Here is a 24572-nt window from a genome sequence, read left to right on the forward strand (position 1 = left end):
ACTGGTGTGCGGACAAGTGACTGGTGTGCGGACGGGCGCGCGCCGCCGTCAGGACCGTAACCGCTTTCGTCCCTGCCGAAAAGAGCTTTGGCAGCAACCGCGGGCAACTTCATCCCGGGATAGGACAAAGCCCAGTTGGGAGCACACGAGAGCGCCCGGCCGCGTACGGGCCGGGCGCTCTCGGATCCGCCCCGGGACGGCGGGCGCTACTCCGCGGGCCGGGAGCGGGCCTTGAAGGCCGCCTTGCGGGCGTCCTTGGCGACCTGGCGGTCCGGGTGGAGGCGGCCCATCGCCTCCAGCACCTCCGGCGTGGCCGGGTGGTCCACCCGCCAGGCGGCGGCGAAGAAGCCGCGGTGCATGGCCACCAGATGCTCCACCAGCTCGCGCAGCTCCGGCGTGTCGTCCCGCAGCCCGCCCAACTGGGCGGCGACCGTGTCGACCGCCAGCCAGAAGACCATGTCCTCGCTGGGCTGCGGCACGCCGGCGACGCCGCGCTCGGTGAGCCAGACGCGCGCCAGACCGCCCAGTTCGCGGTCGTGCAGGACGTCCCGTACCGCCGGCTCCGCCTCGCCGCCCGCGACGGCCAGCGCCTGCTGGCAGGCCAGCCGGCGGGCGGGGGCGCGGTCGTCGGCGCCGCGGGCGGCGTCGAGGAGCGCGGCGGCCGCCTCGGCGGGCTTGCGGTCCTCCAGCCACGCCTCCGCCTCCGTCTGGGCGACCGCGTCGGGCAGCCGGGGCAGCGCGTCGAGCAGGACGTAGGCGTCCTCGCCCGCCAGCTCGCCGACGAGCGGGGCGACCAGGCCCTCGGCGAGCATCCGCCGGCGCAGCGCGTACAGGCCGAGAGGGGTCAGGCGCACGACTCCGTAGCGGGAGACGTCCGCGTCGTCGGCGTCGTCCTCGGCGCCGTCCGCGGCCGGTGCGGCGCCGGCGGCTTCGAGCAGGATCTCCTCGGCCACCGGGCGGTACGCCACGACGCCCACCGGCTCCAGCATCCGGAACTGCTCGTCGAGCCGCAGCACCGCCTCCGAGACCTCCGCGAGGACCTCCTCGGTCGGCTCGTCCATGTCGTCGGGCACGACGAGGGAGGCGGCCAGCGCCGGCAGCGGGACGGCGCCGTCGGTGCCGGGGCCCTCCATGGCGGTGAGCAGGTAGAGGTTGCCGAGCGCGCCGTCGAGGAAGTCCGCGTCGGCCTCGGGGTCCCAGTCCAGCCGGTCGAGGTCCAGCTCCTCGCCCGCGGTGATCTGCTCCACCAGCGCGCTCATGTCCGGCAGCGCGGCGTCGGACAGCACGCACTCGCAGGCGGCGGCCCACAGCTCCAGCACGTCGGCGGGCGCGCCGCCGGTGACCAGCCGCAGGTCCGCGCTCGGCGCCGCGGTGCCCAGCTCCTCGTCGCCCTCCTCCGGCGCGGTCACGTCGACCAGGCCGACGTCCACGGCGATCCGCCACGCCTCGCCGGCGACGGCCCGCGTCTCGCCCTCGTCGTCCGCGCTCTCCTTCAGGCCCAGCTCCGCCGCGGCCTCGCGCACCTCGGCGTCGGGCAGCTCCCCGCCGGCGCCCACCCGCAGCCCGGGACCGGCCCAGCGGGCCAGCCGGACGGCCCGCGCGAAGAGCGGCGCGGCCAGCGCCTCCCGGGCCAGCTCCGCCTCGGCGGGCAGCCGGACGGGCGGGAGGACGGTGCGGTCTGCGGTCATCGACAACTCCGAAGACTGGGGATCAATCGGACGCTGCCCAAGGGTAGCCCCCGCGGGGCGGCGCGGCCGAAGACGCCGTTCCGGCGGGCCGCGCGCCCGGTGTTCATTTCAGGTTCCTTGACAACGCCCGTACGCGCACACGACATTGACGCGCGTAGACGCACGGTCCCTTCCGCCCCCGTCCCATCCTGCCCCGTCCCTGTCCCTGTCCCTGTCCCGGAGGACACCATGCAACGCCGCGCCCGCCCCGTCCCGTACGCCGTCGCCGCCGCGCTCGCCGCCGCGCTGCTCGCCGCACCCGCCGCCGGGGCCGCGGGCGCCGCGGCCGGCGACGGGCAGATACGCATCCGCGACGTCCAGGGCGACACCCGGATATCCCCGTTCGCCGGGCAGCAGGTGAGCGCCGTGCCCGGTACCGTCACGGCCGTCCGCGCCTTCGGCTCCGCCCGCGGCTTCTGGCTCCAGGACCCCCGGCCCGACGCGGACCCCGCCACCAGCGAGGCCGTCTTCGTCTTCACCGGCTCCACGACCCCCGGTGTCGCGCCCGGCGACGCGGTCGAGGTCTCCGGCACCGTCACCGAGTACTACCCCGGCGGCAAGGACGCCGGGCTGCAGTCCGTCACCGAGCTGACCGGCGCCACGTGGACCACCGTCTCCGCCGGCAACCCGCTGCCCGGGGCCTTCGTGCTCCGTGACGCCACCGTCCCGGCCCGGTTCGCCCCCGACGCGGACGGCGGGAGCATCGAGGACCTGCGGCTGCGCCCCGGCTCGTACGCGCTCGACCGCTACGAGTCGCTGGAGGGCATGCGGGTCGCCGTGCGCGACGCCCGGGTCGTCGGGCCGACCACGTCGTTCAACGAGCTGTGGGTGACCGCCGAGCCCGCGCACAACCGCACCGCCCGCGGCGGCGTGCTGTACGCCGGCTACCGCGACCCCAACGGCGGCCGGGTCAAGGTCGCCTCCCTCATCCCGTTCGCCGAGCGCCCCTTCCCCGTCCTGGACGTCGGCGACCGGCTCGGCGGCACCACCGAAGGACCGCTGGACTACGACCAGTTCGGCGGCTACGAGCTCCAGGCCACCGCTCTCGGCGCCGAGCGGCGGACCGGACCGGACCGCGAGTCGGCCCGCCCGCAGCGCGCGGACGAACTGGCGGTGGCCACGTACAACGTGGAGAACCTCTCCGCCCGCGACGGCGCCGCGAAGTTCGACCGGCTGGCCCGCGCCCTCGTCGACGGCCTCGCCTCCCCCGACATCGTCGCGCTCCAGGAGGTCCAGGACGACAACGGCGCCACCGACGACGCCGTGACCGGCGCCGGCGCCACCCTGCGCAAGCTGACCGACGCGATCGCCGCCGCCGGCGGGCCCGCTTACGAGTGGCGCCAGATCGACCCCGCGGACGACGCGGACGGCGGCCAGCCGGGCGGCAACATCCGCGTCGCGTTCCTCTACGACCCCGAGCGCGTGTCCTTCACCGACCGCCCCGGCGGCGACGCCACGACGCCCGTGGCGGTCACCGACGACGGCGGCGCCCCGGCGCTCTCCGCCTCCCCGGGGCGTATCGCGCCCGGCGACGCGGCCTGGAACGACAGCCGCAAGCCGCTCGCCGGCGAGTTCACCTTCCGCGGCCGCACGGTCTTCGTCGTCGCCGGCCACTTCAGCTCCAAGGGCGGCGACCAAGGGCTCGACAGCCGCTTCCAGCCGCCCGCGCGCGGCTCGGAGGAGCAGCGGATCGCGCAGGCCGCGGCGGTCAACGGGTTCGTACGGGACGTGCTCGCCGTGGACCGCCGGGCGGGCGTCGTCGTCGCCGGCGACATCAACGACTTCCCCTTCTCCCCCGCCGTCGAGCGGCTGACCGCAGGACGCGCGCTCGTGGACCTGGTGAACGGGCTGCCGCGCGCCGAGCGCTACGGGTATGTCTTCAACGGCAACTCCCAGGTGCTGGACCACATCCTGACCAGCCCCGCGCTGGCGGCCCGGGCGGACTACGACATCGTGCACCTCAACGCCGAGTACGCCGACCAGGCCAGCGACCACGACCCCTCGGTCGCCCGGCTCAGGCCCTGACGGGCGGCGGCCCGGCGCCCGGCGGCGCACCGGGGGCGGGCGGCGCGGGCGGCGTCCCCGGGGCGCCCGGCACCGGTGCCGGGCCGGGTGCCGGGCCGGCGGCCGGCACGTCGTCGCCGACGAGGTGGCGGGCGAGCAGCGTCGCGCCCACCACCGCCCCCGGCATCACCACCACCGCGGCCAGCGGCACCAGGAACAGCAGCACGATCGGCACGCCGAAGCCGAGCGCGAGCATCTTGCGCCGGCGCAGCAGCGCCAGCCGCCCGCGCACGTCTATCCCGCGGCGCTGCAGGGCGAACGACGTCAGCTCGACCGTGAGGAAGAAGCCGGCGACGGCGAAGCCGAGCGCGGGCACGACGGTCTGCCCGAAGAACGGCACGAAGCCGAGGAAGAACAGCGGCACGGTGAACATCAGCGCCCGCGACAGCACATGGACGCTCTCCTTCAGCGACCGCCACAGCCCCGGCAGCAGCGGCTCGTCCGGGCTGGGCGGGCAGTGCCCGGCGTCCTCCTCGACGCGCCCGGACAGCGCCTCGTAGAACGGGTCGCCGATCAGCAGCGCGACGGCCGTGAACGTGAGCAGCGCGAGGCCGATGCCGCCGAGCAGCAGCAGCGCCATGAACAGCCCGCGCAGCAGCCCGGGCCAGGGCGAGTCCCAGTCGTCCGCGAAGGGCGTGGCCCACACGGCGACGTCGTCGGCCCAGTAGGCGAGGGCGGCGAGCGCGGCGGCGTAGAGCACGAGCGCGATGAGAGCGGGCACGAGGCCGAGGGCCCACGACCGCCCGTGCCCGGCGACCCAGCGCAGCCCCTTGCCGACGTAGCCGAATCCGGTGGTGAAGTCACGCATGCCCGCAACCCTAGAGGGTTGCGGGCATGCGCGGTCGCGGACGGGGGCGGGGGTCAGCGTTCGGTGAACTCGGGGACCCAGCGGCGGGCGTCGCCGCCGTCGCCGTTGCCCGCGCGGTTGCCGGACAGCGGGATCACCTCGTCGTCGTCGAAGCCGATGAGCACGAGGCGGTTCTTGTACTCGTTCTCCTGGCAGACCCCGGGGTCGCAGCCCCAGGCGATCAGCCGCTCGTCGTCGGCCCAGGCGAGGAGCTGCTGCCCGGGCACCTTCGCGACGCGCTCGCCCGTACGGGCGTCGAGCACCTCGGAGGCGATCTCGTCGCCCTCGCCGGCGAACTCGCCGCCGACCAGCCGGCCGTCGGGCGACAGGCCGGCCTCGGCGTACGAGACGTGCTTCTCCCGCGCCGGCCGCTCGGCCTTCTCGCCGGACAGGTCGTAGTAGAGGCGGCCGGGCTCGAACGCCCAGTGCTCCCAGAGCAGTTCGCCGTCGCTGCTCCAGTTCAGGTCCTCGCGTCCGTTCATGCCCTCCATACCGTGGTCGGGGTCGTCGGCGTACGGCAGTTCGGTGTACTCGGCGTCGCCGGAGTCCGCGTCGGCGACGTAGAAGCCGGTGCGGCTGCGCTTGGCGCCCGGCACCTTGTCGTCGTTCAGCCAGTACGAGGCGTCCTTGAAGCGGCGGTCCGGGTTGTGGGAGTACGCGGTGGCCACGAGCCGCTCGCCGTCCGGCGAGAACTCCACCGAGCCCACGCCCTCGCCGTCGAGCGGGATCCACCGCTCCACCTCGCCGCTGGCCAGGTCGAGCAGCCCGATGCGCCGCGCGGGCAGGTCGTCCTCGAGGACGGCCGCCGTGCGCATGCCGGGCGCGACGTCGATCCAGGCCCAGTCGGTGTCCTCGTACCGCCCGGTGTCCGGGTCGTACAGGCGCCACTTGCGGCCTCCGACGGCGTCGCCGCCGGGCAGGTCCTCGGTCTCGTTGGTGTACCAGGAGGCCAGGGCCACGTCGCCGGCGGCGATCAGCCCCCGCGGCGGCGACTCCCCCGGCCGCCCGATCACGTCGTCCTGCGGGACCGCGGCCGACTCCCCCCCGCCGGATCCGGGCACGGTCAGCGGCACGGCGACGGCCACCGCGACGACGGCGGCCACGGCCGCCACGGCGCCGGTGACGCCCCGCGCCCGGCGCCTGCGCCGCGTCCTGAGCACCCGCCCCGCCAGCCCGGGGTCCGGACGCGCGTCCGACTCCGCCATGTGGTGCAGCGAACGGCGCACCAGCTCCTCGACCTTCACGGTTTGACCTCCGTCAACTGCTCTTCGCGTACGGGTTGCGGGGTGCCCGGCGGGTCGAGGCCGAGGGAGGCCAGCTCCGGGGACATGGCGCGCAGCTTGTCCAGTGAACGCCGCGTGGTGCTGCGCACGGTGCCGACCGAGCACCCGAGGACGGCGGCCACCTCGGCCTCCGGCAGATCCTCGTAGTACCGCAGCACGAGCATCGTGCGCTGCTTCACGGTCAGCCGGCGCAGCGCCCGCGCCATCACGATCCGCAGCTCCGCGTCGTGCACGGGGTCGCCGCCTGCCGCCGCCCTGCCAGGTTCCGGCGGCTCGGCGACGACCTGCTCGCGGGACCGCCAGCGCAGCCGCCAGCGGCTGATCTGCTGGCGGTAGAGCACCTGGCGGACGTACGCCTCCGGCTCGTCGATGCGCTGCCAGCGCCCCGCCGCCTTGATCAGCGCGTTCTGCAGCAGGTCCTCCGCGGCGCCGCGGTCACCGCCGCTCAGCAGCAGTGCGGTCCTGAACAGCACACCGGACCTGGACTCCACGAACTCGTGGAAACCGGCCTCGCTTGCCGCGTCCATCTCCCCTTGCCCCTCCCTCGTCCGGGGTCACCCTGCCCCTGTAGACGCCTCCCGCGTACCGCCGCTATGCCTCGAAAGACGAAAAAACCGCCGCGCACGGCGACATGCCGTGCGCGGCGGGCTCGGGCGGGGCCGGGGAGGCGGATCCGGGGTACGAACCGGCCGCCCCGCGTCAGTCGTTGGCGTGCAGCGCGGCGTTCAGCCCGCCCCACGAACCGGAGCGCTGGCGGGCCTCGACCGCGCCGGTGGTGGAGTTGCGCAGGAACAGCAGGTTGCTCGCGCCGGACAGCTCGCGGGCCTTGACCACGGCGCCGTCCGGCAGCGCGACCTTCGTGCCGGCGGTGACGTACAGGCCGGCCTCGACGATGCAGTCGTCGCCCAGCGAGATGCCGATGCCGGCCTGGGCGCCCAGCAGGCAGCGCTCGCCGAGGGAGATGACGTCCTTGCCGCCGCCGGAGAGCGTGCCCATGATCGAGGCGCCGCCGCCGACGTCCGAGCCGTCGCCGACGACGACGCCCGCGGAGATCCGGCCCTCGACCATGGACGTGCCGAGGGTGCCGGCGTTGAAGTTGACGAAGCCCTCGTGCATGACGGTGGTGCCGGCGGCGAGGTGCGCGCCGAGGCGGACGCGGTCGGCGTCGCCGATGCGGACGCCGGAGGGCAGCACGTAGTCGACCATGCGCGGGAACTTGTCGAGGTGGCTGACCTGGAGGTGCTGCCCGGCGGCGCGGACCGCGAGCCGCACCTCCTCGATCCGGTCGGCGGGCACGGGGCCGTGGGAGGTCCAGGCGACGTTGGCCAGCAGGCCGAAGATGCCGTCGAGGCTCTGCCCGTGCGGGCGGACCAGCCGGTGGCTGAGCAGGTGCAGCCGCAGGTACACGTCGTGGGCGTCGGCCGGCTTCTCCTGCAGCGAGGAGATCACCGTGCGCACCGCGACGACCTCCACCCCGCGCCGCGGGTCGGGGCCCAGTGCCGCCCGCGCCGGCTCCCCGAGCAGCTCGGCCGCGCGCTCGGGGGTCAGCCGCTCGGTGCCCGCGGGGCCGGGGCCGTCGGCGAGCGCGGGGGCGGGGAACCAGGTGTCCAGGACGGTGCCGTCGGGGGTGACGGTGGCCAGGCCGGTGGCCGCGGCGCCGGTGGTGAGGGTGGCGGAGGTCGCTGCGTCGCTCATACCCGAACGCTAACCGCCGCCCCGCACGGGAGGCGAACCGGTCCGTATGGCGACACGCTCCGCCAGGGGCCGCCGGCCGCGGGGCGGGCGCCGCGGCGGCCCACGGGGGCGGCCCGGTGCTCCCGGGCCGCCCCCGCGTCCCGTACGGACCCCTGTCCCGTACGGCTTCGCCCCCTCCGGACGCCGCCGGCCCTCACGGCCGTTCGCCGTCGTCGTCCACCAGCGCGGTGCTGAGGACCGCCGTGCCGGCCACCACGTCGCCCTCCTCCGCCGCCGGCCCGTACCGCGACTGGTCGGTGTCCTCGGTCGCGATGTACCGGGTGCCCAGGTAGGTGTACGTCTCCGGGTCGATCAGCAGCTCGTCGCGGAACGGGCCGTCGTCGGCGTCCACCTCGTCGCCGAGGTAGAACGCCAGCGCCCGCCGGCCCGCCGGGTCCATCACGGTGGTGTCCGCGACCCGCAGCCCCGGGATCGTGGCCATCGCCTCGTAGATGCGGGCCTGCCCGCGGGGGTGGTTGGGCACCGTCCCGGCCAGCAGTCCCAGCGACCCGAAGTTCCAGGCGGCCAGCTCCGTGTCGCTGCGCCCGGCGCCGGGGTCCTCGGTGTCGGGGCGGTCGCCGTCCTCGGGATAGAACCAGCGGGCCTTCTGCAGCACCGCGTCGGGGTCCTCGGGCAGCGCGGCGAGGTACTCGAAGCCCTCCCGCGGCGAGTGGTCGTCGCCCTCGTTCCAGTCCTCGAACTCGGGGTCCGCGTACTCGAACCAGCTCTCCGACACGTTCGGGGAGTTGTCGTCAGGTTCCGAGCCGCCGACGCGGACCTCCCGTACGTACACCCAGTCCCCCGACTGCGGCTGCGGCACGGAGTCCGCCGCCACCGCGGTCGCGGCCTTCCGCAGCAGGTCCGACGCCCTGGCCTGCGGCACCAGCGGCTGCGCCGTCTGCACGCCGCCGTCCGCCGCCGGCGTCCCCGTACCGTCGCCCGGTCCGCCGCCCAGGCTCGTCGACAGCAGCGCCACCGCCGTCACGCCCGCGGCGACCGCGCCCGACACCACCCGCCAGTCGCCCGGCGCCGGCAGCCGCCGGCGCTTGCGGGTGCCGGCCGCGTCGAGCAGCCGGCGGCGGCCGGGGGCGAGCCGGGCCCGGTCGGGGGTCGGCGCGTCGGCGCGCCACTCGCGCAACTTCGACATCTCATCCATGGGTTGCCGCCTCGGGTGCGTCGTGGGTGGACTGGGGATCGGGTCCGACGGCCGCGCGGACCTTGCGCCGGGCCCGGCTCAGCCGGGAGCGCACGGTGCCGATGGGTATGTCCAGCGCCTCGGCCACCTCCGCGTAGCTGAGGTCGGCCCAGGCGACGAGCAGCAGCACGTGCCGGTCGCCGGACGCCAGGGCGGCGAGCGCGCCCGCGAGCGGGGCGTGTGCGGCCTCGGCGGCGAGCCGGTCGTCGGCCTCGTCCACCCAGGAGTGGGCCACGGGGTCGACGCCGGTACGGGCCAGGGCGCGCAGGCCCCGCACCTCGGCGCGGCGGTGCCGGCCGATGAGGTTGGCGGCGATGCCGTAGAGCCACGGCCGGGCGCTGGCGCGGCGGGGGTCGAAGCGCGCCCTGTTGCGGAAGGCGGCCAGGAAGGTGTCGGCGGTGATGTCGTCCGCCGCGCCGCCGCCGAGCCGGCGGGTCGCGTAGCGGTGTATGGCGGGGGCGTACCGGTCGTACAGCTCGGCGAACGCCTCGGGCCGGTCCAGCGACTCCTCGATCACGGCGGCGTCTCCGTCGACGAGCGGCGAGACGTCCTGCGGTGGTTCCACAAATCTCTCCGTGATGTCGTGCGGTGGGTCGATCACTGGGCGGTCCCCGATCGAGAAAGGTGTGAGCGGAGTGCTGTCACCTCTTGTTGCCCGATCGCCCCGAACGCGTTCTCACCCGTTTCCCGCCGGCCGTCCGCCGGTTGTCGCCGGCGCGGCGGCGGGCGGCCGCGGACGTGCCGAGACGCGAGAAGGCCCGCCCCGGCGGACCGGGGCGGGCCTTCTCGCGGATGTCAGACGTTGAAGCCCAGCGCGCGCAGTTGCTCGCGGCCCTCGTCGGTGATCTTGTCGGGGCCCCACGGGGGCATCCAGACCCAGTTGATCTTCAGGTCGTTGACGATGCCCTCGGTGGCGGCCTTCGCCTGGTCCTCGATGACGTCGGTCAGCGGACAGGCCGCCGAGGTCAGCGTCATGTCCAGGGTGGCGATGTTGCCCTCGTCCACGTGGATGCCGTAGATCAGGCCGAGGTTGACGACGTCGATGCCCAGCTCGGGGTCGACCACGTCGTACAGCGCCTCGCGGATCTCGTCCTCCTCCGCCGGCTTGGCGCCCGCGGCGGCCGTGTCGGCGTCCGTCGTGCCGGTGTCCGTCGTGCTGGTGTCCGTCGTGCTGGTGTCCGTCATGCTGCGGCCTCCTTCAGCGCCTGGGCCGTGGCGTCTTTCCACGCCATCCAGGACAGCAGGGCGCACTTCACGCGCGCCGGGTACTTCGAGACGCCGGCGAACGCGACCGCGTCCTCCAGCACCTCCTCCATGGCGTCGTCCGGCTCGATCCTCCCACGCGACTGCATCAGCTCCAGGAACTGCTCCTGGATCCGCTGCGCCTCGGCCAGCTCCTTGCCGACCAGCAGCTCGTTGAGCACGGAGGCGCTGGCCTGGCTGATGGAGCAGCCCTGGCCCTCGTACGAGACGTCCTCGATGGTCCGCCCGTCGAGCTTCACGCGCAGCGTGATCTCGTCACCGCAGGTCGGGTTGACGTGGTGCACCTCGGCGTCGCCGGCCCGCAAGCCCCGCCCGTGCGGGTGCTTGTAGTGGTCCAGGATGACGTCCTGGTACATCGAATCGAGCTTCACGCTGTTCCCACGCCCTTCAGCCGAAGAAGTTCCGGACGTACTCCAGGCCGTCGACCAGCGCGTCGACCTCACCCGGGGTGGAGTACAGATAGAACGACGCCCGCGTGGTCGCAGGAATTCCGTACCGCAGGCAGACCGGCCGCGCGCAGTGGTGGCCGACCCGGACCGCGATGCCCTGCTCGTCGAGCACCTGGCCGACGTCGTGCGGGTGGATGTCGCCGAGCGTGAAGGAGATCGCGGCGCCGCGGTCCTCGGCCGAGGTCGGGCCGATGATCCGCAGGTCCGGCACCTCCTGCAGGCGCCCGAGCGCGTACTCGGTGATGGCGCGCTCGTGCGCCTCGATCTGCTCCATGCCGATGCCGCTGAGGTAGTCCACCGCGGCGCCGAGGCCGACGGCCTGGGCGATCGGCGGCGTACCGGCCTCGAACTTGTGCGGCGCCGGGGCGTACGTCGAGGAGTGCATCGAGACGGTCTCGATCATCTCGCCGCCGCCGAGGAACGGCGGCAGGTCGTCCAGCAGCCCCTTGCGGCCCCAGAGCACGCCGATGCCGGTGGGCCCGGCCATCTTGTGCCCGGTGAAGGCGACGAAGTCGGCCTGCAGCGCCTGCACGTCCAGCGGCATGTGCGGGGCGGCCTGGGAGGCGTCGACGACGACCAGCGCGCCGACCTCCTGGGCGCGGCGGACGATGGCCTCGACGGGGTTGTGCGTGCCGAGGATGTTGGAGACCAGCACGAAGGAGACGACCTTCGTCTTCTCCGTGATGACCTCGTCGAGGTCGCTCAGGTCGAGGCGCCCGTCGTCGGTGAGGCCGAACCACTTCAGCTTCGCGCCGGTGCGCTGCGCGAGCAGCTGCCACGGGACGATGTTGGAGTGGTGCTCCATCTCCGTGATGACGATCTCGGTGTCGCGGTCCACGCGGTACGGCTCGTCGGCGAAGCCGAGCATGTTGGCCACGAGGTTCAGCGACTCGGAGGCGTTCTTGGTGAAGACCACCTCGTCCCGGCTGGGCGCGTTGACGAAGGCGGCGACCTTGTCACGGGCGCCCTCGTACAGCGCCGTGGCCTCCTCGGCGAGGACGTGCACGCCGCGGTGCACGTTGGCGTTGTGCCGCTCGTAGTACGCGCTGAGCGCGTCGAGCACCTGGCGCGGCTTCTGCGAGGTGGCCGCGTTGTCGAGGTACACGACCTTCTTCCCGTCGTGGACGGTGCGGTCCAGGATCGGGAAGTCCTTGCGGATCGCCTCGGTGTCGAGGAGGCCCGGCAGTGGGGTCACGCGGATGCGCCGCCCTTCACATAGGCTGCGTAGCCCTCTTCCTCCAGCTTGTCCGCCAGCTCCGGGCCGCCGGACTCGGCGATCCGGCCGCCCGCGAAGACGTGCACGTGGTCGGGCTTGATGTAGCGCAGGATACGGGTGTAATGGGTGATCAGCAGGGTGCCGACCTCGCCGGTCTCGCGGATCCGGTTGACGCCCTCGGAGACGATGCGCAGCGCGTCGACGTCCAGGCCGGAGTCGGTCTCGTCGAGGATCGCGATCTTCGGCCGGAGCAGCTCCAGCTGGAGGATCTCGTGGCGCTTCTTCTCACCGCCGGAGAAGCCCTCGTTGACGCTGCGCTCGGCGAAGGCGGGGTCGATGTTCAGCCGCGCCATCGCCTCCTTGACCTCCTTGACCCAGGTGCGGAGCTTGGGGGCCTCGCCGCGGATGGCGGTGGCGGAGGTGCGCAGGAAGTTGGAGACGGTGACGCCGGGGACCTCGACCGGGTACTGCATGGCGAGGAAGAGGCCGGCGCGGGCGCGCTCGTCGACGCTCATCTCCAGCACGTCCTCGCCGTCGATGGTGACGGTCCCGGACGTGATCTGATACTTCGGGTGGCCGGCGACGGAGTACGCCAGGGTGGACTTGCCGGAGCCGTTGGGGCCCATGATGGCGTGGGTCTCGCCCTGCTTCACGGTCAGGTCGACGCCCTTGAGGATCTCCTTCGTGGCGTTGTCGGCCTCGACGGAGACGTGCAGGTCGCGGATTTCAAGCGTTGCCATGGTGCCTTCAGGACTCCTGGGTGAGGGAGACGAGCACGTCGTCCCCTTCGATCTTGACGGGGTACACGGGGACGGGGCGCGTCGCGGGCATCCCGGAGGGCTTGCCGGTACGCAGGTCGAAGGTGGAGCCGTGCAGCCAGCACTCGATCTGGCAGTCCTCCACCTCGCCTTCGGAGAGGGAGACGTTCGCGTGCGAGCAGATGTCGTAGATCGCGAACACCTCGTCCTGGGTGAGGACGACCGACACCGGCGTGCCGCCGAGCTCCACTCGCTTGGGGAGGTCTTCCTCAAGCTCGCTCAGCGCGCAGGCGCGGACATACGTCGCGTCGGTCGTGTCGGTCATGCGACGGACGCCTCCAGCTCGGCCTCGATCTTCTCGATCAGCCGCTGCTCGACGTCCTCGATGCCGATCTGCTGCACCAGCTCGGCGAAGAAGCCGCGGACGACCAGCCGGCGGGCCTCGTCGGCCGGGATGCCGCGGGCCATCAGGTAGAAGAGCTGCTCGTCCTCGAAGCGGCCGGTGGCCGACGCGTGGCCCGCGCCGACGATCTCGCCGGTCTCGATCTCCAGGTTGGGCACCGAGTCGACGCGGGCGCCGTCGGTGAGCACCAGGTTGCGGTTCAGCTCGTACGTGTCGGTGCCCTCGGCGGCCTTGCGGATCAGCACGTCGCCGATCCACACGGCGTGCGCGTCGGCGCCCTGGAGCGCGCCCTTGTACGCGACGTTGCTGCGGCAGTGCGGGGCGTCGTGGTCGACGAACAGGCGGTGCTCCTGGTGCTGGCCCGCGTCGGTGAAGTACAGCCCGTACAGCTCGGCCTCGGCGCCCGGACCCGCGTAGTTCGCCCGCGGGTGCAGCCGGACCAGGTCGCCGCCGAAGGTGACGATCACGGACTTGAAGGTGGCGTCCCGGCCGATGAGCGCGGACTGCTGCGCGACGTGCACGGCGCTGTCGGCCCAGTCCTGCACGGAGACGACGGTGAGCTTGGCGCCGTCGCCGAGCACGTACTCGGTGTTCTCCGCGAGCACCGCGTCGCCGGTGTGGTCGATGACGACGACGGCCTCCGCGAAGGCGCCCAGCTCGATGAGCTGGTGCCCGTACGACACCCCGCCCTCGCCGTGCACCGAGACCCGGATGGGCTCGGTGAGCTGCGTGTCCTTCGGCACGGTCACGACCGTGGCCTTCTCGAACGAGGAGTACGCCTGGGCGGCGATCCGGTCCACCGGGGTGCCGGCCCGGCCCAGCCGCGCGTCGCCGCGGCCGACGGTCTCGACGGTGACGCCGTCGGGCGCGGTGATGGCCGTCTTGGGCTCGCCGGTGGCGGTGGCGCTGCCGTCGTGCAGGCCGCGGGTCCGCGCCAGCGGGGTGAAGCGCCACTCCTCCTCCCGGCCGTGCGGGACCGGGAAGTCGGCCACGTCGAAGGACGGCGGGGCGCTCATCCTGGTGGCCACGGTGGACTCGGCGGCCACCGCGATGCTTCCGGCGGCGGTGGAGCCGGCCGGGATCTTCTGGGCGTCGGCCATGACTGTTCTCGTACTCGCTTTCTCGTGGATCTTCTCGAAGGCTGTGCCGGCCTGCCGGCGGACGCGGTGCGGCCGCTAGCCGACCGCGCCTTCCATCTGCAGCTCGATCAGCCGGTTGAGCTCCAGCGCGTACTCCATCGGCAGCTCCTTGGCGATGGGCTCGACGAAGCCGCGGACGATCATCGCCATCGCCTCGTCCTCGGACAGGCCGCGCTGCATCAGGTAGAAGAGCTGGTCGTCGCTGACCTTGGAGACGGTCGCCTCGTGCCCCATCGTCACGTCGTCCTCGCGGACGTCGACGTACGGGTAGGTGTCCGAGCGGGAGATCGTGTCCACCAGCAGGGCGTCGCAGAGCACGTTGGACTTCGAGTTCTCCGCGCCCTCGCCGATCTCGATCAGGCCGCGGTACGAGGTCCGGCCGCCGCCCCGCGCCACCGACTTGGAGACGATGTTGGACGACGTGTTCGGCGCCATGTGCACCATCTTGGCGCCGGCGTCCTGGTGCTGGCCCTCGCCGGCGAAGGCGACGGAGAGCGTCTCGCCCTTGGCGTGCTCGCCCATCAGGTAGATCGCCGGGTACTTCATGGTGACCTTGGAGCCGATGTTGCCGTCGACCCACTCCATGGTCGCGCCCTCGTAGGCCACCGCGCGCTTGGTGACCAGGTTGTACACGTTGTTCGACCAGTTCTGGATCGTGGTGTACCGGCAGCGGGCGTTCTTCTTCACGATGATCTCGACGACCGCGGAGTGCAGCGAGTCCGACTGGTAGATCGGCGCGGTGCAGCCCTCGACGTAGTGCACGTAGGCGTCCTCGTCGACGATGATCAGCGTCCGCTCGAACTGGCCCATGTTCTCGGTGTTGATCCGGAAGTAGGCCTGGAGCGGGATCTCGACGTGCACGCCCTTGGGGACGTAGATGAACGAGCCGCCGGACCACACCGCCGTGTTGAGGGAGGCGAACTTGTTGTCACCGGGCGGGATGACCGTGCCGTAGTACTCCTTGAAGAGCTCCGGGTGCTCCTTCAGCGCGGTGTCGGTGTCCAGGAAGACGACGCCCTGCTCCTCCAGGTCCTCGCGGATCTGGTGGTAGACGACCTCCGACTCGTACTGCGCGGCGACGCCGGCGACCAGGCGCTGCTTCTCCGCCTCGGGGATGCCGAGCTTGTCGTACGTGTTCTTGATGTCCTCCGGCAGGTCCTCCCAGGACTGGGCCTGCTTCTCGGTGGACCGGACGAAGTACTTGATGTTGTCGAAGTCGATGCCGGAGAGGTCGGAGCCCCAGGTGGGCATGGGCTTCTTGCCGAACAGCCGCAGACCCTTCAGCCGGGTCTTCAGCATCCAGTCGGGCTCGGACTTCTTGCCGGAGATGTCCCGGACGACGTCCTCGGACAGGCCGCGCTTGGCGGCGGCTCCGGCTGCGTCGGAGTCGGCCCAGCCGTACTCGTAGCGTCCCAGCCCTTCGAGCTCGGGGTGCTCCGAGGCGGCGTTCGCCTCAGTAGGGGCAGAGGCCGTGGGCGCAGTCATGCGGGGGTCCTCCCGGATGTCGGTGGCTGCCTGCGGGCGTGGTGCCCGCTGATTTCGGGGACGAACGTCGTGCACACCCCGTCGCCGTGGGCGATGGTGGCCAGACGCTGCACATGGGTGCCGAGCAAGCGGGAGAAGACCTCGGTCTCCGCCTCGCAGAGCTGCGGGTATTGCTCGGCGGTGTGCGCCACCGGGCAGTGGTGCTGGCAGAGCTGCTCGCCGGGGGCACCGGGCGCGCTGCGCGCGGTGGCAGCGTACCCGTCCGCGGAGAGCAGCCGCGCGAGAGCCTCGACCCGGCTCTCGGGCGGCACGCCGGCGAGCTCCGCGGCGTACCGCTCGGCCTGCTCGGCGACCCGGTCACGGGCGAAGGCGGCGACGGCCGCCTCGCCCCGCTCCCCGCCGCCCGCGCTCTGGGCGATCCAGCGCAGGGCGTCGGCGGCGAGCTGGTCGTACGCCTGGTCGAAGGCGTCCCGGCCGCAGTCGGTCAGGGCGAAGGCCTTGGCCGGGCGGCCGCGGCCACGGGTCCCGTAGACCCGCTGGTCGCGTGGTTCCACGATGCCCTCGGCGACGAGGGCGTCGAGATGCCGCCGGACGGCGGCGGGGGTGAGTTCGAGCCGGTGGGCCAGGTCGGCTGCGGTCGAGGGGCCGTGGTCCAGGATGGAACGGACCACGCGGTTGCGCGTCCCGTCCCCGGGCACGGCGGCACCGGCGGCCGGCCCGGCCGCCTGGTCCTTCGCGGTGCTCGCACCCGGGTCCACGTTTTTCACAACGCCATTGTTGCTTAATTCGCCGCGATGCGACAAGCCGGGTCTCGATCACCGTGTGGTGGAATGCATCACTTAGGGTTACCTAAGTTCCGTACGGGCCACGGCCCACCCCCTGGCGTGAACCCTCCCGGGGCGGCGCCGGCCGGGCCCGCGGGCTCTTTAGACTCGCACTCATGCAACAGCCCTCCACCGACGCGGCCGTCCAGGTGTCCGGCCTCGTCAAGCGGTACGGCGAGAAGACCGCCGTCGCCGGGCTCGGCCTCACCGCCGCCCGCGGCGACGTCACCGCCGTCCTCGGCCCCAACGGCGCGGGCAAGACGACCACCGTCGAGATCTGCGAGGGCTACCGCCGGCCGGACGCCGGCACCGTCCGCGTCCTCGGCCGCGACCCCCTCGCCGACGCCGCCGAACTGCGGCCCCGCGTCGGCGTGATGCTGCAGTCCGGCGGGGTCTACCCGGCCGCCCGGGCCGAGGAGATGCTGCGGCACATCGCCCGCCTGCACGCCCACCCCCTCGACGTCGTCGCCCTGATCGAGCGGCTGGGCCTCGCCTCCTGCGGCCGCACCCCCTACCGCCGGCTCTCCGGCGGCCAGCAGCAGCGGCTCGCCCTGGCCATGGCCGTCGTCGGCCGCCCCGAGCTGGTCTTCCTCGACGAGCCGACCGCGGGCCTCGACCCGCAGGCCCGCCGCGCCACCTGGGAGCTGATCCGCGAGCTGCGCGCCGACGGGGTGTCCGTGGTGCTCACCACTCACCAGATGGACGAGGCCGAGCAGCTCGCCGACAAGGTCGCCATCATCGACGGCGGACGGCTGCTGGTCGAGGGCACCCCCGAGGAGCTGTGCCGCGGCGGCGCGGAGAACACCATGCGCTTCACCGGCCGCCCGGGCCTCGACCTCGGCTCGCTGCTGAAGGCGCTGCCCCCGGAGACCGCGGCGCTGGAGCTGGCCCCGGGCTCGTACCGGATAAGCGGCGAGATCAACCCGGAACTGCTGGCCACGGTCACGACCTGGTGCGCGCAGAACGGGGTGCTGCCGGAGCAGATGACGGTGGAGCGGCGCACGCTGGAGGACGTCTTCTTGGAGCTGACGGGGAAGGACGTGCGCTCGTGAACGGGGCCATCCGGGGGTACGGGGGTCGCCCCCCGGGAGACCGCGGCTTGGAGCTGACGGGGAAGGACGTGCGCGGATGAGTGCTCGGCAGGCGGGGACCGGCGTCTACGCGCCGCGCCCCGGGGCGGCGCCGCTGCCCCGCATGGTCGCCGCGCAGGCGGGACTGGAGACCCGGCTGCTCCTGCGCAACGGCGAGCAGCTCCTCCTCACCATGATCATCCCGGCGGTGCTGCTGCTGCTCTTCAGCACGGTCGACGTCGTCGACACCGGCCCCGGCCGGCGCGTCGACTTCCTCGCCCCCGGCGCCATCGCGCTGGCCGTCATGGCCACCGCCTTCACCGGCCAGGCCATCGGCACCGGCTTCGACCGCCGCTACGGCGTGCTGAAGCGGCTCGGCGCCTCGCCGCTGCCGCGCGCCGGGCTGATGGCGGCGAAGGCGGCGGCGGTGCTGGCCACGATCGCGCTGCAACTGGTGCTGCTGACCGCCATCGCGCTGGCGCTCGGCTGGTCGCCGCGCGGCGGGGCCGGCGGTGCGCTCGCCGCGGTGCTGCTCGTCGCCCTGGGCACGGCCGCGTTCTCGGGCCTCGGGCTGCTGATGGCGGGCACGCTGCGCGCGGAGGCGACGCTCGCCGCGGCGAACCTCGTCTTCGTCCTGCTGCTGGTGGCGGGCGGCGTGCTCGTGCCGCTGGAGAAGTTCCCCGACGGCGCCCGCGCGGTGCTGGAAGTGCTGCCCGTCGCGGCGCTGTCGGACGGGCTGCGGGACGTCCTCCAGGACGGCGGCGGCATGCCGTGGGGCGACCTGGGGCTGCTGGCCGGCTGGGCGGTGCTGGGGCTCGCCGCCGCCGCGCGGTTCTTCCGCTGGGAGTGACCCGGCGCCGACCGGGGCTCACGGGCGTACGGGAACGTCCGCCTCCCCCCCTCGTGAAACCGCGCACAAGGGGCGGCATACGATAGGCGCCGTGCTGAACCCCCTCGCCCTCATCGCCGAGCGCTGGACCCCGACGCAGAAGACGGTCCAGCGGGCGACGCTCTCCGCGGTGCTGATGAGCATCCTCATCGTCGTCACCGGGGGCGCCGTCCGGCTGACGGGCTCCGGGCTCGGCTGCGACACCTGGCCCAAGTGCTCCGACGACAGCCTGCTGGCGACGTCCGAGATGGGCATGCACGGCGCCATCGAGTTCGGCAACCGGCTGCTCACCTACGTGCTGTGCGCCGCCGTCGGCTGGGCCATCATCGCCGCCCGTTCCACCAAGCCGTGGCGCCGCGAGCTGACGCGGCTGGGCTGGCTGCAGTTCTGGGTGGTCATGGGCAACGCCGTCCTCGGCGGCGCCGCGGTGCTCACCGAGCTGAACCCGTACACCGTCGCCGCCCACTTCCTGCTCGCCACCGGGCTGATCACGATCACGTACCTCACCTGGCACCGCGCCCGCGAGGGCGACGGCGGGCCGGACATGCTCGTCGGGGCCGTGGTGCGGCGGCTGACCCGGGCGCTGGTCGCCGTGTCGGTCCTGCTGCTGGCCGCCGGCACCGTCGTCACCGGCACCGGGCCGCACGCGGGCGACTCCAGCGACGTGCCCCGGATGGGGTGGATCAGCTGGGACCACGCCGCGAAGGTGCACTCGGTCACGGCCTGGGCGGTGATCGCCCTGACGGTTGCGATCTGGGTGACGCTGAAGCTCGTCGACGGGCCTGCGGGGCCGCTGTCCCGCACCCGGGACCTGTTCCTGGTGCTGATGTCGCAGGCCGTCATCGGCTACGCGCAGTACCTGACGGACGTGCCCGAAGTCCTGGTCATGATCCACCTGTTCGGTTCGACGCTGGTGTGGATCGCGGTGCTGCGGGTGGTCGTCTCGCTGCGGCACCGGCCGCACGTGGAGCCCGCCGAGGTGCCGCCGCCGACCGCTCCGGCGGAGGCGCGGCCGGTGGGGTCCCCGGCCCCGTAGGGCCGCCCGCCTCCCGGCGGGGACGGGACCGGACGGTTCGCCGGGCGGCGGTCAGGAGTCCTTCTTCTCCCCGCCGGCCCCGCCGGTGTCCGCTGCGGCGTCGGTACGGCCTTCCGCGGCCGGTGCGTCCCCGGACCCCGTGCCACCGTCGCCCGTGCCCTCAGGTGTCTCGGCGCTCCGGGCGCCGTCCGTGCCGGCCTTCTCCGCCGGCGCGGCCGCGGCGGCGGGAGGCTCCGCGGGCGGTGGCGGGGGCGAGGACTCGGCCGATCCGCCTGCCCCGGCGCTCTCACCGGAGTCCGCCGCAGGCTCGGCCGCGGGCGCCTCGCTCCGCTCGGCTCCGCCCTCGGAGGCCGCCGCAGGCTCGGGCGGCTCGGCCGCCGCGCCCGGGTTCGCGGGGCCGCCCACCTGGATCCCGGCCATCCGCGTCCACTCGTACGGGCCGGTCCGCACCTCCGCCGCCATTTCGCCGTCGAAGTCCTCCTGCAGCGCCACTCCCGCCGCCTCGGCCGCCGCCGTCGCGCTCTGCATGCTCGGCGCCACCAGGTCGCCCCACGAGCCGTCGGCCCCGACCAGCACCAGCCGGGCGCCCGGTTCGCCGAGGTACGCGACCTGCCCCCGCGCGCCGCCGTGGCGGCCGGCGAAGGACTCGATCTGCCGGGTGAGCTTGCGGGTCCTGCGGTCGTCGTCGCTCATGCCGCAGATGCTACCCGCCGGTAAGTCGGCGCAGGAAGGGACTCAGCGCAGGAAGGGGTCCACGGCCACCGCGATGAACAGCAGCGACACGTAGGTGATCGACCAGTGGAAGAGCCGCATCTCCTTGAGCTTCGCGCCCACGACCCCGCTCTTCGCCCGCCGCAGCAGCCCGTGCGCCTCGCGCAGCCACACCGCGCCGAGCACCGCGGCCACCACCGGGTAGAACCAGCCGGTGTAGCCCAGCGGCCACAGCAGCAGCGAGACGGCGACCATCACCCAGCTGTAGCCGACGATCTGCCGCGCCACGACCTTGTTCGACGCCACCACCGGCAGCATCGGCACCTTCACGCGCGCGTAGTCGTCCTTGACCTTCATCGACAGCGGCCAGTAGTGCGGCGGCGTCCAGAAGAACATCACCAGGAAGAGGATCAGCGAGGCCCAGGAGACGCTGTTCGTCACCGCGGACCAGCCGATGGCGACCGGCATGCAGCCGGCGATGCCGCCCCAGACGATGTTCTGCGAGGTGCGCCGCTTCAGCAGCATCGTGTAGACGAGGACGTAGAAGAGGTTCGCGCCCAGGGCGAGCGCCGCCGACAGCGGGTTGACGAGTGTGGCGAACCACACCGTGGACACCACCGTCAGCGCCAGGCCGAAGGCCAGCGCCTCGGCCGGCCGCACCATCCCGGTCACCAGCGGCCGCTGCTCCGTGCGGTGCATCAGCGCGTCGATGTCCCGGTCCAGGTACATGTTCAGCGCGTTGGCACCGCCGGCGGACAGATAGCCGCCGACGCAGGTCGCGAGCACCAGCCACAGGTCGGGCACGCCCTCGGCGGCCAGGAACATCACCGGAACGGTGGTGATGAGCAGCAGCTCGATGATGCGCGGCTTGGTCAGCGCCACGAACGCCTTGACCCGGGCACCGGTCGGCCGGTGCAGAGAGCCCTGCCCGAGTACACCCGCGGGTCGGGATTCGACGGCCGTCACGGACACCTCTGCATCGCGGTCAAGGGATTCTGTACGTCGTCACTGTAGACGCTGCGTATCGGCCCTCCGCGCGGGGGGTGCCCCGTGTTGGCGGGTACCCGGCCGCCCCCCGGCGGGCGTGCGCGGACGCCCGCCGGCAGGCGCAACGGGCCCGGCACCGGCAGTCTGGATATCAGCGGGATAGGCTCGAAGGCGCCCGGTGCTTTCCGGTCGCCGGAGTTCCCGACCGTGGAGAGAGGAGCCCTGAACAAGGGTGAGCACGCAGCCGACCACCGACCTCGAGTGGAACGAACTGGACGACCGAGCGGTGGACACCGTCCGCGTTCTGGCCATGGACGCCGTACAGAAGGTCGGTAACGGCCACCCCGGCACGGCGATGAGCCTGGCCCCCGCCGCGTACACCCTCTTCCAGAAGGTGATGCGGCACGACCCCGCCGACCCGCAGTGGACCGGCCGGGACCGCTTCGTCCTCTCCGCGGGCCACTCCAGCCTGACGCTCTACATCCAGCTCTACCTCGGCGGGTTCGGCCTGGAGCTGGCCGACCTGGAGGCGTTCCGCACCTGGGGCTCCAAGACCCCGGGCCACCCGGAGTACGGACACACCGCCGGCGTCGAGACGACGACGGGGCCGCTCGGCCAGGGCGTCGCCAACGCCGTCGGCATGGCGATGTCCGCGCGCTACGAGCGCGGCCTCTTCGACCCGGACGCGCCCGCCGGCACCTCTCCCTTCGATCACCACATCTGGGTGGTCGCGGGCGACGGCTGCCTCCAGGAGGGCATCTCGCACGAGGCGTCCTCGCTCGCCGGCCACCAGAAGCTGGGCAACCTCATCCTGCTCTGGGACGACAACCACATCTCCATCGAGGGCGACACCGCCGCCGCCGTCTCCGAGGACACGGTCGCGCGCTACGAGGCGTACGGCTGGCACGTCCAGCGCGTCGAGCAGAAGCCGAACGGCGACCTCGACCCCGAGGCGCTGTACCAGGCGTTCCAGGAGGCCAAGGCGGTCACCGACCGGCCGTCGTTCATCGCGGCCCGCTCGATCATCGCCTGGCCGGCCCCGAACGCGCAGAACACCGAGGCCGCGCACGGCTCGGCGCTGGGCGAGGAGGAGGTCGCCGCGACCAAGCGCGTCCTCGGCTTCGACCCCGAGCGGCACTTCGAGGTCGACGCCGGCGTGCTCGCGCACTCCCGCGCCCTCGGTGAGCGCGGCGCGGAGGTGCACGCCGCGTGGGACAAGCAGTTCGCCGTCTGGCGGCAGGACAACCCCGCGCGCGCCGTCGAGTTCGACCGGATCCGCGCCGGCGAGCTGCCCGCGGGCTGGGCGGACGAGCTGCCGTCGTTCCCGGCGGGCAAGGCCGTCGCGACCCGCAAGGCGTCGGGCGAGGTGCTGAAGGCGCTCGGCCCGGTGCTGCCCGAGCTGTGGGGCGGCTCCGCCGACCTCGCGGGGTCGAACAACACCACCATCCCCGGCTCGGCCTCGTTCCTGCCCGCCGACAACCCGCTGACCGGCGCCGACCCGTACGGCCGGACCGTCCACAACGGGATCCGCGAGCACGCGATGGCCGCCGCCATGAACGGCATCACGCTGCACGGCAACACCCGTGTGTACGGCGGCACGTTCCTCGTCTTCTCCGACTACATGCGCAACGCCGTGCGGCTCTCGGCGCTGATGCACCTGCCGGTGACGTACGTGTGGACGCACGACTCCATCGGCCTCGGCGAGGACGGCCCGACCCACCAGCCGGTCGAGCACCTGGCGAGCCTGCGCGCGATCCCCGGGCTGAACGTGGTCCGCCCTGCGGACGCCAACGAGACGGTGATCGCCTGGCGCGAGATCCTGCGCCGCTACACCAAGGAGTACGGCGTCGGCGCCCCGCACGGCCTGGCGCTGACCCGGCAGGGCGTGCCGACGTACGAGGCCAACGACGACACAGCCCGCGGCGGCTACGTGATGTTCGAGGCCGAGGGCCCCGGCGGCGAGCGGGCCGAGCCGCAGGCCATCCTCATCGGCACCGGCTCCGAGGTGCAGCTCGCCGTCGCCGCCCGGGAGCAGTTGCAGGCCGAGGGCGTGCCGACGCGGGTGGTCTCGATGCCGTCCGTGGAGTGGTTCGACGAGCAGCCGCAGGAGTACCGCGACGCCGTGCTGCCGCCCGCCGTCAAGGCCCGGGTGGCCGTCGAGGCGGGCGTGGGGATGCCGTGGCAGCGCTTCGTCGGCGACGCCGGACGCGTCATCTCCCTGGAGCACTTCGGCGCCTCCGCCGACTACAAGGTTCTGTTCCGCGAGTACGGACTCACCGCCGAGGCCGTAGCCGAGGCCGCCCGGGAATCCCTGCGGGCCTGAAGTCGCTGACGCATACAGACGAAACGATGTCAGGAGATGCAATACCGATGACCGACGCACTCGAGCGCCTCTCCGGTGAAGGCGTCGCGATCTGGCTCGACGACCTGTCCCGCAAGCGCATCACGTCCGGCAACCTCGCCGAACTGATCGACGAGAGCCACGTCGTGGGCGTGACCACCAACCCCACGATCTTCCAGAAGGCCATCTCGGCGGGCGACGGCTACAACGGCCAGCTCACGGACCTCGCCGTCCGCGGCGTCACCGTCGAGGAGGCCGTCCGCATGATCACGACGGCCGACGTACGCGACGCCGCCGACGTGCTCCGCCCCGTGTTCGACGCCACCGAGGGCCAGGACGGCCGGGTCTCCATCGAGGTCGACCCGCGGCTGGCCCACGAGACGGCCGCCACCGTCGCCGAGGCCAAGCAGCTGGCCTGGCTGGTCGACCGGCCCAACATGTTCGTGAAGATCCCCGCCACCCGCGCGGGGCTGCCCGCCATCACCGAGGTGCTCGGCAAGGGCATCAGCGTCAACGTCACGCTGATCTTCTCGCTGGAGCGCTACCGCGAGGTGATGGACGCCTTCCTCGCCGGTCTGGAGCAGGCGAAGGCCGCGGGTCTCGACCTGGCGGAGATCCGCTCGGTCGCCTCGTTCTTCGTCTCCCGCGTGGACACCGAGGTCGACAAGCGGCTCGACGCCCTGGGCACGCCCGAGGCGAAGGAGCTGCGCGGCAGGGCCGCCGTCGCCAACGCCCGGCTGGCGTACGAGGCGTACGAGGAGGTCTTCTCCTCGGACCGCTGGCTCGCGCTGGAGAAGGCGGGCGCCCACAAGCAGCGCCCGCTGTGGGCGTCGACGGGCGTGAAGGACAAGGCGTACAAGGACACGCTCTACGTGGACGACCTGGTCGCCCCGGGGACGGTCAACACCATGCCGGAGTCCACGCTGCACGCGGTCGCCGACCACGGCGGCATCGAGGGCGACAAGGTGCGCGGCACGTACGCCGAGGCGCGTGCCGACCTCGACGCCCTGGAGAAGCTGGGCATCTCGTACGACGAGGTGGTCGGCCTGCTGGAGGACGAGGGCGTGGAGAAGTTCGCGAAGTCCTGGACCGACCTGCTCGACTCCACCCGGCAGGAGCTGGAGCGCCGTGTACCGAAGGGGGCGTAGTCG

Annotated in this window: 23 protein-coding genes; 6 read left to right on the plus strand and 17 right to left on the minus strand. The window is 73.1% G+C overall.

The window, feature by feature from the left end; translation table 11 throughout:
* Positions 1–206 precede the first annotated feature (206 nt).
* Positions 207–1688 carry a hypothetical protein gene (locus tag LG396_RS22805; RefSeq protein ID WP_018835714.1) on the minus strand — a complete coding sequence of 494 codons (1482 nt, stop codon included), beginning with the start codon at positions 1686–1688 and terminating at the stop codon, positions 207–209.
* A 228-nt stretch (positions 1689–1916) separates the two neighbouring features.
* Here LG396_RS22805 and LG396_RS22810 point away from each other — a divergent pair, with 228 nt between their 5' ends.
* Positions 1917–3752: a DUF8508 domain-containing protein gene (locus tag LG396_RS22810; RefSeq protein WP_225796177.1), complete on the plus strand. Its 1836-nt coding sequence runs from the start codon at positions 1917–1919 to the stop codon at positions 3750–3752.
* Here LG396_RS22810 and LG396_RS22815 read toward each other — a convergent pair.
* The 14 genes from LG396_RS22815 to LG396_RS22880 form a co-directional block, all read right to left on the minus strand.
* On the minus strand, positions 3742–4599 hold the full coding sequence (locus tag LG396_RS22815; RefSeq protein WP_225796178.1) for an EI24 domain-containing protein: 858 nt from the start codon (positions 4597–4599) through the stop codon (positions 3742–3744). The genes LG396_RS22810 and LG396_RS22815 overlap by 11 nt on opposite strands.
* Positions 4600–4652: 53 nt before the next feature.
* Complete coding sequence (locus LG396_RS22820) at positions 4653–5882, minus strand: WD40 repeat domain-containing protein (RefSeq protein ID WP_225796179.1); 1230 nt, start codon at positions 5880–5882, stop codon at positions 4653–4655.
* Positions 5879–6448, minus strand: a complete 570-nt coding sequence (locus tag LG396_RS22825) for a SigE family RNA polymerase sigma factor (protein WP_037747359.1) — start codon at positions 6446–6448, stop codon at positions 5879–5881. The genes LG396_RS22820 and LG396_RS22825 overlap by 4 nt, the downstream gene beginning before the upstream one ends.
* Positions 6449–6620: 172 nt before the next feature.
* Positions 6621–7616, minus strand: a complete 996-nt coding sequence (gene dapD, locus LG396_RS22830) for a 2,3,4,5-tetrahydropyridine-2,6-dicarboxylate N-succinyltransferase (RefSeq protein ID WP_225796180.1) — start codon at positions 7614–7616, stop codon at positions 6621–6623.
* A 193-nt stretch (positions 7617–7809) separates the two neighbouring features.
* Positions 7810–8811, minus strand: coding sequence for a CU044_5270 family protein (locus LG396_RS22835; protein ID WP_225796181.1), 1002 nt, complete (start codon positions 8809–8811; stop codon positions 7810–7812).
* Entirely contained in the window at positions 8804–9415 is a 612-nt protein-coding gene (locus tag LG396_RS22840; RefSeq protein WP_037747366.1) for an RNA polymerase sigma factor, read from the minus strand. The genes LG396_RS22835 and LG396_RS22840 overlap by 8 nt, the downstream gene beginning before the upstream one ends.
* Positions 9416–9645: 230 nt before the next feature.
* A complete protein-coding gene (locus tag LG396_RS22845) occupies positions 9646–10035 on the minus strand; it encodes a metal-sulfur cluster assembly factor (RefSeq protein WP_225796182.1) in 390 nt (129 codons plus the stop codon).
* Entirely contained in the window at positions 10032–10484 is a 453-nt protein-coding gene (sufU, locus tag LG396_RS22850) for a Fe-S cluster assembly sulfur transfer protein SufU (protein WP_018835705.1), read from the minus strand. The genes LG396_RS22845 and sufU overlap by 4 nt, the downstream gene beginning before the upstream one ends.
* A gap of 16 nt (positions 10485–10500) precedes the next feature.
* On the minus strand, positions 10501–11757 hold the full coding sequence (locus LG396_RS22855) for a cysteine desulfurase (protein ID WP_225796183.1): 1257 nt from the start codon (positions 11755–11757) through the stop codon (positions 10501–10503).
* The gene (gene sufC, locus LG396_RS22860) at positions 11754–12518 is read right to left on the minus strand and encodes a Fe-S cluster assembly ATPase SufC (protein WP_018835703.1); all 765 of its coding nucleotides are present in this window, start codon (positions 12516–12518) and stop codon (positions 11754–11756) included. Before sufC ends, LG396_RS22855 begins: the two co-directional genes overlap by 4 nt.
* Before the next feature lie 7 nt (positions 12519–12525).
* Positions 12526–12861, minus strand: coding sequence for a non-heme iron oxygenase ferredoxin subunit (locus LG396_RS22865; protein WP_018835702.1), 336 nt, complete (start codon positions 12859–12861; stop codon positions 12526–12528).
* Positions 12858–14039, minus strand: coding sequence for a Fe-S cluster assembly protein SufD (sufD, locus tag LG396_RS22870; RefSeq protein WP_037747374.1), 1182 nt, complete (start codon positions 14037–14039; stop codon positions 12858–12860). The genes LG396_RS22865 and sufD overlap by 4 nt, the downstream gene beginning before the upstream one ends.
* Positions 14040–14114: 75 nt before the next feature.
* On the minus strand, positions 14115–15563 hold the full coding sequence (sufB, locus tag LG396_RS22875) for a Fe-S cluster assembly protein SufB (protein WP_018835700.1): 1449 nt from the start codon (positions 15561–15563) through the stop codon (positions 14115–14117).
* On the minus strand, positions 15560–16321 hold the full coding sequence (locus LG396_RS22880) for a helix-turn-helix transcriptional regulator (RefSeq protein ID WP_018835699.1): 762 nt from the start codon (positions 16319–16321) through the stop codon (positions 15560–15562). Before LG396_RS22880 ends, sufB begins: the two co-directional genes overlap by 4 nt.
* A 182-nt stretch (positions 16322–16503) precedes the next feature.
* On the opposite strand from LG396_RS22880, the gene LG396_RS22885 reads away from it, so the two are divergent.
* The 3 genes from LG396_RS22885 to LG396_RS22895 all read left to right on the plus strand — a co-directional run bounded on the left by LG396_RS22885 (position 16504) and on the right by LG396_RS22895 (position 19382).
* Positions 16504–17439 (plus strand): ABC transporter ATP-binding protein, encoded by a 936-nt coding sequence (locus LG396_RS22885; RefSeq protein WP_225796184.1) that lies wholly within the window; start codon positions 16504–16506, stop codon positions 17437–17439.
* 76 nt (positions 17440–17515) lie between these two features.
* Positions 17516–18307, plus strand: coding sequence for an ABC transporter permease (locus LG396_RS22890; RefSeq protein ID WP_037747378.1), 792 nt, complete (start codon positions 17516–17518; stop codon positions 18305–18307).
* A 91-nt stretch (positions 18308–18398) separates the two neighbouring features.
* Positions 18399–19382, plus strand: a complete 984-nt coding sequence (locus tag LG396_RS22895) for a COX15/CtaA family protein (RefSeq protein ID WP_018835696.1) — start codon at positions 18399–18401, stop codon at positions 19380–19382.
* Positions 19383–19433: 51 nt separating this feature from the next.
* On the opposite strand, the gene LG396_RS22900 is transcribed toward LG396_RS22895, so the two are convergent.
* Complete coding sequence (locus tag LG396_RS22900; protein WP_225796185.1) at positions 19434–20075, minus strand: hypothetical protein; 642 nt, start codon at positions 20073–20075, stop codon at positions 19434–19436.
* A 42-nt stretch (positions 20076–20117) separates the two neighbouring features.
* The gene (locus LG396_RS22905; protein ID WP_018852375.1) at positions 20118–21059 is read right to left on the minus strand and encodes a heme o synthase; all 942 of its coding nucleotides are present in this window, start codon (positions 21057–21059) and stop codon (positions 20118–20120) included.
* A 253-nt stretch (positions 21060–21312) separates the two neighbouring features.
* Here LG396_RS22905 and tkt point away from each other — a divergent pair, with 253 nt between their 5' ends.
* Together tkt and tal are read left to right on the plus strand one after the other, a co-directional pair.
* Complete coding sequence (gene tkt, locus LG396_RS22910) at positions 21313–23403, plus strand: transketolase (protein ID WP_225796186.1); 2091 nt, start codon at positions 21313–21315, stop codon at positions 23401–23403.
* A gap of 47 nt (positions 23404–23450) precedes the next feature.
* Complete coding sequence (gene tal, locus LG396_RS22915; protein ID WP_018835692.1) at positions 23451–24569, plus strand: transaldolase; 1119 nt, start codon at positions 23451–23453, stop codon at positions 24567–24569.
* The last annotated feature ends 3 nt before the right edge of the window (positions 24570–24572 follow it).

The sequence above is a fragment of the Streptomyces aculeolatus genome (genome assembly GCF_020400605.1).
GTDB lineage: Bacteria > Actinomycetota > Actinomycetes > Streptomycetales > Streptomycetaceae > Streptomyces > Streptomyces aculeolatus.

Bases quoted from the DNA above. Each gene is read 5' to 3' on its own strand.
- LG396_RS22805 (WP_018835714.1), bottom strand. From the start codon at position 1,688: ATGACCGCAGACCGCACCGTCCTCCCGCCCGTCCGGCTGCCCGCCGAG.
- LG396_RS22810 (WP_225796177.1), top strand. From the start codon at position 1,917: ATGCAACGCCGCGCCCGCCCCGTCCCGTACGCCGTCGCCGCCGCGCTC.
- LG396_RS22815 (WP_225796178.1), bottom strand. From the start codon at position 4,599: ATGCGTGACTTCACCACCGGATTCGGCTACGTCGGCAAGGGGCTGCGC.
- LG396_RS22825 (WP_037747359.1), bottom strand. From the start codon at position 6,448: ATGGACGCGGCAAGCGAGGCCGGTTTCCACGAGTTCGTGGAGTCCAGG.
- dapD (WP_225796180.1), bottom strand. From the start codon at position 7,616: ATGAGCGACGCAGCGACCTCCGCCACCCTCACCACCGGCGCCGCGGCC.
- LG396_RS22835 (WP_225796181.1), bottom strand. From the start codon at position 8,811: ATGGATGAGATGTCGAAGTTGCGCGAGTGGCGCGCCGACGCGCCGACC.
- LG396_RS22845 (WP_225796182.1), bottom strand. From the start codon at position 10,035: ATGACGGACACCAGCACGACGGACACCAGCACGACGGACACCGGCACG.
- sufC (WP_018835703.1), bottom strand. From the start codon at position 12,518: ATGGCAACGCTTGAAATCCGCGACCTGCACGTCTCCGTCGAGGCCGAC.
- LG396_RS22865 (WP_018835702.1), bottom strand. From the start codon at position 12,861: ATGACCGACACGACCGACGCGACGTATGTCCGCGCCTGCGCGCTGAGC.
- sufD (WP_037747374.1), bottom strand. From the start codon at position 14,039: ATGGCCGACGCCCAGAAGATCCCGGCCGGCTCCACCGCCGCCGGAAGC.
- sufB (WP_018835700.1), bottom strand. From the start codon at position 15,563: ATGACTGCGCCCACGGCCTCTGCCCCTACTGAGGCGAACGCCGCCTCG.
- LG396_RS22885 (WP_225796184.1), top strand. From the start codon at position 16,504: ATGCAACAGCCCTCCACCGACGCGGCCGTCCAGGTGTCCGGCCTCGTC.
- LG396_RS22890 (WP_037747378.1), top strand. From the start codon at position 17,516: ATGAGTGCTCGGCAGGCGGGGACCGGCGTCTACGCGCCGCGCCCCGGG.
- LG396_RS22900 (WP_225796185.1), bottom strand. From the start codon at position 20,075: ATGAGCGACGACGACCGCAGGACCCGCAAGCTCACCCGGCAGATCGAG.
- tal (WP_018835692.1), top strand. From the start codon at position 23,451: ATGACCGACGCACTCGAGCGCCTCTCCGGTGAAGGCGTCGCGATCTGG.